The sequence below is a fragment of the Pontibacter toksunensis genome, from assembly GCF_042686245.1.
GTDB lineage: Bacteria > Bacteroidota > Bacteroidia > Cytophagales > Hymenobacteraceae > Pontibacter > Pontibacter toksunensis.
Map to the genome: position 1 here is coordinate 1 of NZ_JBHUOX010000093.1, position 1071 is coordinate 1071.

Consider the following 1071-nt stretch of genomic DNA (forward strand, 5'->3'; position numbering starts at 1 on the left):
CCACTGAGCTGACGAATACTTACGGCAGAGGCTGGAGCAAGCGCCACTTGTGGCATTGTGTACGCGTTGCGGACACTTTTCCGGAAGACTTAATTGTGAACGCACTGAGTACACAATTGAGCTGGACCCACCTGCGCCTGTTAGCTGCGATTGAGGATGAGCTAAAGCGGATGTTTTATACTGAACTCAGCATGCAGGAGCAGTGGAGCACCCGTGTGTTACAGGAGCGGATGGACAGCATGCTGTTTGAGCGCTCGGCTTTATCAAAAAAAACCAGAGGAACTCCTCCGGCAAGAACTCAGCACCTTGCAGTCATCCGGAGCTGTGACTCCTGGTTTGGTGTTCAAAGACCCTTATGTGCTGGATTTCCTAGGTTTGAGCAATACTTACAGTGAGCGAGACCTGGAGTCTGCTATTCTGGCGCAGTTGCAGCAGTTTATTATTGAGCTAGGCAGTGACTTTGCTTTTCTTGCGCGCCAGAAGAGAATCATTATAGACAATGAAGACTTCAAAATCGACCTGCTGTTTTACCACCGCGGGCTAAAGCGCCTGGTAGCCATTGATCTGAAACTAGGCAAATTCAGGGCAGCTTACAAAGGGCAGATGGAGTTGTACCTGAAATGGCTTGACAAACACGAACGCAAGGAAGGAGAGGAAAGCCCCATTGGCCTAATCCTTTGTGCGGAAAAGAGCCAGGAGCAAATTGAGTTGCTGGAGTTGGACAAGGGGCACATAAGGGTATCTGAATACCTGACACAGCTGCCTCCCAAAGAAGTATTTGCCAGCAGGTTGCATAAGGCTATAGCGCTGGCACAAGTGAAAAAAGAGGAGTGATATCTGCTTTTGCTGATTAAGGAGTTAGCTTATTAGAACAATCAGAACCAAACTTTACACCTCTCTTACTTTACATAAGCTTACTTATGAGATAGTCTGTAAGTTAGATTATTTGGTTGTGGTCTATAATGTATGATGGTTTCTATAGTAAAATATTAGCTTCATAGCATTGTAGTGATTCTGCTCTTTTTTGGAGAAGCAGGCTGTTTTCCTCACTATTCTTCTGTTCCTGGTCCT

The 1071-nt window shown here is 46.1% G+C and carries 2 protein-coding genes and 1 pseudogene; 2 read left to right on the forward strand and 1 reads right to left on the reverse strand.

Annotation, left to right across the window (positions count from 1 at the left end; translation table 11 throughout):
• Window positions 1-395 (forward strand): DUF1016 N-terminal domain-containing protein (locus ACFS7Z_RS27255; protein ID WP_377492654.1); only part of this gene is annotated, 395 nt, incomplete at its 5' end.
• A complete protein-coding gene (locus ACFS7Z_RS27260; RefSeq protein WP_377492657.1) occupies window positions 358-834 on the forward strand; it encodes a PDDEXK nuclease domain-containing protein in 477 nt (158 codons plus the stop codon). The genes ACFS7Z_RS27255 and ACFS7Z_RS27260, both read left to right, overlap by 38 nt.
• Before the next feature lie 123 nt (window positions 835-957).
• Here ACFS7Z_RS27260 and ACFS7Z_RS27510 read toward each other — a convergent pair.
• A pseudogene (locus ACFS7Z_RS27510) lies at window positions 958-1071 on the reverse strand (IS1 family transposase); the annotation flags it as partial.